This is a genomic window from Pseudomonas sp. GL-B-12 (genome assembly GCF_019955895.1).
GTDB lineage: Bacteria > Pseudomonadota > Gammaproteobacteria > Pseudomonadales > Pseudomonadaceae > Aquipseudomonas.
Map to the genome: position 1 here is coordinate 92473 of NZ_JAHBCX010000017.1, position 6703 is coordinate 99175.

The window sequence follows — 6703 nt, forward strand, 5'->3', positions numbered from 1 at the left end:
TGCCGGCTTTGGATTCGACGGTTGGAGCGTGACGGCCTGCTTGTTTTGACTGGCAGTAAAACGGTTGAGGCGAAGGTTGTTGTTATGGCTCGCCCAACCAGGTGGGCGAGTTTGCAAGGCACAACTTATAGGTGGATTGACGTTACGTTTAATAACCGAGCAATCGGTCGGCACAGTTCAATAACGGTTCGCCGCGACTCAATCGACGAAAGTTCTCCGCCACTTGCTCGGCAATACAGTCATGGGAGGCCGCTGAAGCCATGTGCGGGGTGATGGTCACACCGGGCATTGTCCAGAGCCGGCTATCGACCGGCAGCGGTTCCTGTTCGAAGACATCCAGCAAGGCGCCGCGCAATTGCCCGCTCGCCAAGGCCTGTTCGAGGTCATCGATGTTCAAATGACCGCCCCGGCCACAGTTGACCAGTGCCGCGCCGTTGGCGAGCTGCTCGAAAGTGGCTCGTCCGAGAATCCTGCGGGTTTCGCGGGTGAGGGGCAACAGGTTGATCAACAACTCGACGCCGTCGAGAAACGGATGCAACGCATCAGCCCCGGCGAAGGTGCGCACACCCGGCAAGTCCTTGCCGCGCCGTGACCAGCCGCGCACGTCGTAACCTGCCGCGACCAGGTCCAGAGCAATCGCGCTGCCCAGCGATCCGAGCCCCATTACTCCGACCTTGAACTGCTCCGCCGCCCGTTGCAGCGGCCGCTCCCAGCGTTGCTCCCGCTGTTGCGCCAACACCTGATCGAAACCGCGGTGATAGTGAATCACCGCCCAGCGCACGTACTCGGTCATGCCTTGGCGATGGCCCGGGTCGACCACACGGCAAACCGGCAGGTCCGGGCATGACGGATCGTGATCGAGGTGATCGATACCGGCGGCCACCGAGTGAATCACCTGCAGGTTCGGCAACGCGCCGAGACTGCCCGGCAAGGGAAACCAGCACGCCGCCATCTGCGCATTGGCGGCCCGGGGATCATCGGCCAGCACGGCAGTGAGTTGCGGCGCACTGCGGGCAAACGCCGCCTGCAACTGCTTGAGCAGCAAGGTGTCGCGAGACAGCAGAACCACAGTGTTCATGACAGATAGGACTCGCGCTGGGATTCGATCAGGGTCAGGGCGGCCTCCCAGGCCAGGTCGATGATGTTGTCCTGCTCATCACGGTCAAACTGTTCGGCGGTGTGCCCGCACACTTCCGGCGACGGGTAATGCAAAGCGGAACCACCGGCCAGCGCCTGCACCTGGGCCTGACAGGCGCGCTCCAGAAAGTGGATTTCCTGAAACGCCTGGGCCACGCCCGAACCACCCACCAGCAATCCGTGGTTGCGCAGGATCATCGCCCGGTGCGGGCCGAGATCGGCAATCAACCGCTCGCGCTCATCCAGCGACAGCGCGATGCCTTCGTAGGTGTGATAGGCCAGCTTGCCGTAGAACTTTAGCGCGTGCTGAGTGATCGGCAGCAAGCCCTGCTTCTGCGCCGCGACCGCCATGCCGGCCGCCGTGTGGGTGTGGACCACACAGTTCAAGTCCGGACGCGCCATGTGGATCGCCGAGTGAATCACGAAGCCGGCGGCGTTGACCCGATGGCCTGTGTACTCCGGGTCGACCACCCGCCCATCCTGGTCGATGCGCACCAGGTCCGAGGCGCGCATGCGGTCGAAGATCACCCCGTAGCGGTTGATCAGAAAATGATGCTCAGGCCCCGGAATCCGCAGGGTGATGTGGGTGTCGATCAGGTCGGTCATGCGAAAGTGTGCGACCAGTCGATACAGCGCAGCCAGTTCACAACGGGCTTGCCATTCAACCGGGTCGATGTGTGCAGGTTTACTCACGAATACACCTCTTTAGCAGCGTGGGTGACGACCGGGTTGGCGCGCAGGCGGGCCAGGCCGCAAACACCGATCAGGGACAGGGCCGAGAGCAAGGTGAAGAACACCGCCAGCGGCAACCATTGTCCGGAAAACTTGCTGGCCAGCAGGGTGCCGATCAGCGGCGTGGTGCCGCCGGCCACGGCGCAAGCCAATTGGTAGGCGATGGAAATGCCCGAGTAGCGCAGGTGCACCGGGAAGGCCTGGGTCATGTAGCCAGCGATCACCGCGTACAGCGCCGAGAGAATCACCACCGCCAGGGCAATGCCGGCTGTCATGAACACAATGTCCTGCGTGCCTACCAGCAGGAACATCGGATATGGCGTGACCATGCACAGTAGCGCGACCCATTTGAGAAAACGACCTTCGCCGATACGTTCGGCGATCAGCGCCGAGAGCGGTTGCGAGAGCAACTGGATGACGGTCACCAGAAACAGGCAATCGAGAATCGTCGAACGGGCAATGCCCTGGTATTGGGTGACATAGGTGATCATGAAGGTGTTGGTGAAGAAGAACCCGGCCGAGCCGATGGTCACGGCAGCAGCGGCGAACAGGATCTGCCGCCAGCAGGTGCGGATCACCTCCATCACAGGGTATTTGGCGGTCTCGTTGTTGTCCCTGGCCTTGGCGAATTCCGGCGACTCGTGAACGCCGGAGCGGATCAACAGGCCGACCATCATCAACACGCCGCTGGCGAGGAACGGCAGGCGCCAACCCCAGGCGAGGAACTCCTCAGGCTCAAGGGACGTCACCAGTCGGAAAGCGATCAGTGCCAGCAACAATCCGGCCGGGCTGCCCAGTTGCGCGAACGAGGCATAGAAGGTCTTGCGCTTGGCCGGCGCATGCTCGCTGGCCATCAACACCGCCCCACCCCACTCGCCACCGACCGAAATGCCCTGGATCAAACGCAGCACGATCAGGCCAATGGGCGCCCAGATGCCGGCGCTGGCATAGCTCGGCAACAGGCCAATACCCGCGGTGGCGATGCCCATCAAGGCCATGGTCACCAACAGCATCTTCTTGCGCCCGAGACGATCGCCCAGATGACCGAACACCATCCCGGCCATCGGCCGCGCAATAAACCCGACAGCGAAACTGCCGAACGCCGCGAGGGTACTCATGACCGGGTCGCTGCTGGGGAAGAACACTTGCCCAAGGACCAGCGCCGCCGCGGTGGCGTAGATGTAGAAGTCGTAGAACTCGATGGTCGTGCCAATGAAGGCAGCGGCCGCGGCTCGGCGCGGTTGGGGAGTAGTGTGCATGCAAGGACCCTGTGTACTTATAGTTTTTGGGCAGGTGTTAAGGCTGATGACGGTGCACTCTATGGCGCTTGTGGGCTTTATCGCTTCCATGCCAGGATTAGTCAATTTTCAAATCCTTATCTTTACTATTAGCACTGCTACTGCATGAGGTTTTATGCCTTCCATTTCCAACCCGTGGGTCGGCCGGCGCTTTCTCAATGACCGCCTCGACTGGAACCTGCTGCGCACCTATCTGGTCATCGGCCAGGAAGGCAGCATGAGCCGCGCCGCCGCGCGACTGCACATCACCCAGTCGGCAGTCAGCCAGGCGCTGAAACGACTGGAAGAACAACTGGAATGCGTGTTGATTGCCCGCAGTGGGCGACGCTTTGACCTGACGGAAACCGGGGAAGAAGTCCTACGCATAGCGGCGGATATCTATGGGGACATTTCACGCCTGGGGACGGTGGTGGAGAGCCGTCACGACGACGTGGTGGGCAAGATCCGCATCCTCACCGTCAGCGGTGTGCAGGCGCGGCATTACGATGATTTCCTCGCGGATTTCCATGAAACCCATCCGAAAATCGAGCTGGAAGTCGAGGTGATGGGCAGTTCGAACATCATCAGTTCGCTGCTGCAAAAGACTGCGACCATCGGAGTTGGCCTGTGCCGCTTGCCACAGCCGCGGCTGGAACAACGGGTATTGTTTCGAGAGACGTATGCTTACTTTTGTGGCCAGCGTCACCGGCTGTTCGGGCAAGAGAACCTGACCCTGAACCAACTGGCGGCGGAAAATTTTGTCAGCTTCACCAGCGATCAATTGGGCGGCAATCTTTCACCCCTGACGCTGTTCCGCGACCAGCAAGGTTTCACCGGCAAAATCGTCGCCTCTTCCACCAGTTTCGAAGAAATTTACCGCCTGATCTGCGCAGGTTACGGCATCGGCGCCTTGCCCACCCATCTGGTGCGCCGGGATGTCGAGCAAGGTCTGCTCTGGCGCTTGCCACCGGAAGACGGGGTGGTGGATTTCGATATCCAGCTGTTGTGGAATCGCGAACAGAAGATGAGCCAGGCCGAAACGGTGTTCCTAGAGAGCTTCCAGCACATGCTCAGCATCCGTGAGCCTGTGCTGTGAAGCCAGGAGGGTTCAGACGTGAGGATCGCCCGGTGCCTTGCTCGGCGCTGCGTACTGCGGCTTGAGGTGCCCGTCCTGATCGAGTAGCCAGGCGTCCATGATCTCCCGCACGACCGGGCCGGCGACGCGACCACCGGCCTCGCCGTTTTCGATCATCACCGAAATCACGATCTTCGGGTGCTCGGCCGGGGCGAAACCGACGAACAAGGCATTGTCGCGGTTACGCTCGCGGGTTTTCTCCCGGTTGTAACGTTCGCCCTGCTTGATCGCCACCACTTGCGCAGTACCACTCTTGCCGGCAATACGGTACTGCGCCCCCGCCGCTGCGGCCCGGGCAATCCCGCGGGCATCGTGCATCACCATCTGCATGCCATGGTTGACCTGCTCCCAGTCGCGAGGGTCCTTGAGCAGAATGTTCGGCATCGGATGTTCATCCACCGGCGCGACACCGTCCACGGTTTTCGCCAGGTGCGGGCGATTCCACACGCCTTTGTTGGCAATCAGCGCCGTGGCCTGGGCCAACTGCAGCGGCGTGACCTGCATGTAGCCCTGGCCGATGCCGAGAATGACCGTCTCGCCCGGGAACCAGGCCTGGCGACGGGTGGCACGCTTCCAGGCTTGGGATGGCATCAGGCCGGGGGATTCTTCATTCATGTCCAGGGAGACTTTCTCACCCAGTCCGAACATGGCCATGTAGTCGTGCAGGCGATCGATACCAAGCTTGTGTGCCAGGTCATAGAAGTAGGTGTCGTTGGAACGCATGATCGCCGCATCCATATCCACCCAGCCGTCGCCGCTGTGGTTCCAGTTGCGGTACTTGTGATCGAAATCCGGCAGTTGGTAATAACCGGGGTCGAACACACGGGTCTGTGGCGTGACGACACCGGCATCGAGGCCGGCGATTGCCACTTCCGGCTTGATGGTCGAACCCGGCGCATAGAGACCGCGCAGCACACGGTTGAACAGCGGTCGGTCGATGGAGTCCCGTAGCGTCGAGTACTCCTTGGAGCTGATACCGGTGACGAACAGATTCGGATCGAAACTCGGGTTGCTGACCATGGCCAGCACTTCACCGGTCGACGGATCCAGCGCGACCACCGAACCACGGCGATCACCCAGGGCTTGTTCGGCGGCTTCCTGAAGCTTGACGTCGAGGCTCAGGACAATGTTTTCGCCGGGCACCGGGTCAGTGTGCTTGAGCACTCGCAGCACGCGGCCCTGGGCATTGGTTTCGACTTCCTCATAACCGACATGACCGTGCAGTTGCGTCTCGTAGAATTTTTCGATCCCGGTCTTGCCGATGGATTGGGTACCTCGGTACTCGACCGTATCCAGAGCCTTTGACTCTTTCTCGTTGATACGTCCGACGTAGCCGACCGAATGAGCGAAGTGCTCGCCCAACGGATAGTGTCGAACGAACTGCGGCTCGACATCCAGGCCCGGCAAGCGGAATTCGTTTACCGCCAGAACCGCGATCTGCTCTTCGCTCAACTCATAGAACAGCGTCACGGGTACGAAGGGGTGACGCGCCTGCTTCATCGCCTTGTCGAACTGCGAGCGGTCTTCAGCGGGCAAGTGCAGGAGATTGACTACCTCGTCCAGCTCTTCGTTTACATCGCAAGCACGTTCGCGGGTGATGGTCAGGTTGTAGCTGGGACGGTTGTCTGCGAGGAGTACGCCGTTGCGGTCATAGATCAACCCGCGGGGCGGTGTAATCGGCAGGACATGTACGCGATTGTTTTCGGAGATGGTCGAGTGATAGTCGAACTCGACTACTTGCAGGACATACATGCGCACTACCAGCGCACAGGTGACAGCGGCAACGAACAAGCCGCAGGCCATCAGCCTTTTATTGACCAGCCGTGTCTCTTTCTCGTGGTCCTTGATGGGTATCGGTTCGGGCATTTCTACAGCAACTCTTTGACTATGAAGGACGCGCCGATCCGTAGGCTTGAAATCAGTCCGTTAAAAAACGAGCTGCACCATAGCAAAAACCGTGCGGTCACTTTAGCCCGATTTCCTCTAAGGACGTCCTTTTGAGAACCAAAACGAGACACGAGCTGTTGCTGTACGAACTTTCCTGCGGAAAAAAACAAAACCCCTACCTGCATACGCAGATAGGGGTTTCGGAATTTAATCTTGACGATGACCTACTCTCACATGGGGAAACCCCACACTACCATCGGCGATGCATCGTTTCACTGCTGAGTTCGGGATGGGATCAGGTGGTTCCAACGCTCTATGGTCGTCAAGAAATTCGGGTACTGAGTCGTGACCGGTTGGCCTCGCTTCAGCAAATTGGGTATGTGATAGTTTGGTGTTTTGTGAGTATCTCGAACTTTCGGTTCTTTCGTCTTCACACACCGCAATCTGGTCTCTTTCGTTTCTTCAACTAGGAGCATCAAATTGCTTGGGTGTTATATGGTCAAGCCTCACGGGCAATTAGTATTGGTTAGCTCAA

5 protein-coding genes and 1 rRNA gene are annotated in these 6703 nt (G+C 59.6%); 1 reads left to right on the forward strand and 5 read right to left on the reverse strand.

Going from position 1 to position 6703, the window contains the following annotated elements; all coding sequences use genetic code 11:
• Positions 1 to 148: 148 nt before the first annotated feature.
• The 3 genes from KGA85_RS11040 to KGA85_RS11050 are packed head-to-tail and all read right to left on the reverse strand — an operon-like array spanning position 149 to position 3128.
• Positions 149 to 1078, reverse strand: a complete 930-nt coding sequence (locus tag KGA85_RS11040) for a 2-hydroxyacid dehydrogenase (protein WP_223543108.1) — start codon at positions 1076 to 1078, stop codon at positions 149 to 151.
• Positions 1075 to 1830, reverse strand: a complete 756-nt coding sequence (locus tag KGA85_RS11045) for a class II aldolase/adducin family protein (protein WP_223543109.1) — start codon at positions 1828 to 1830, stop codon at positions 1075 to 1077. Before KGA85_RS11045 ends, KGA85_RS11040 begins: the two co-directional genes overlap by 4 nt.
• A complete protein-coding gene (locus KGA85_RS11050; protein WP_223543110.1) occupies positions 1827 to 3128 on the reverse strand; it encodes an MFS transporter in 1302 nt (433 codons plus the stop codon). The genes KGA85_RS11045 and KGA85_RS11050 overlap by 4 nt, the downstream gene beginning before the upstream one ends.
• Before the next feature lie 154 nt (positions 3129 to 3282).
• On the opposite strand from KGA85_RS11050, the gene KGA85_RS11055 reads away from it, so the two are divergent.
• Positions 3283 to 4242, forward strand: coding sequence for a LysR family transcriptional regulator (locus KGA85_RS11055; protein ID WP_223543111.1), 960 nt, complete (start codon positions 3283 to 3285; stop codon positions 4240 to 4242).
• Between the two features lie 12 nt (positions 4243 to 4254).
• Here KGA85_RS11055 and mrdA read toward each other — a convergent pair whose 3' ends face one another.
• Entirely contained in the window at positions 4255 to 6147 is a 1893-nt protein-coding gene (gene mrdA, locus KGA85_RS11060; RefSeq protein WP_223531946.1) for a penicillin-binding protein 2, read from the reverse strand.
• A gap of 232 nt (positions 6148 to 6379) precedes the next feature.
• Positions 6380 to 6495 (reverse strand): 5S ribosomal RNA (gene rrf / locus KGA85_RS11065).
• Positions 6496 to 6703: the final 208 nt, after the last annotated feature.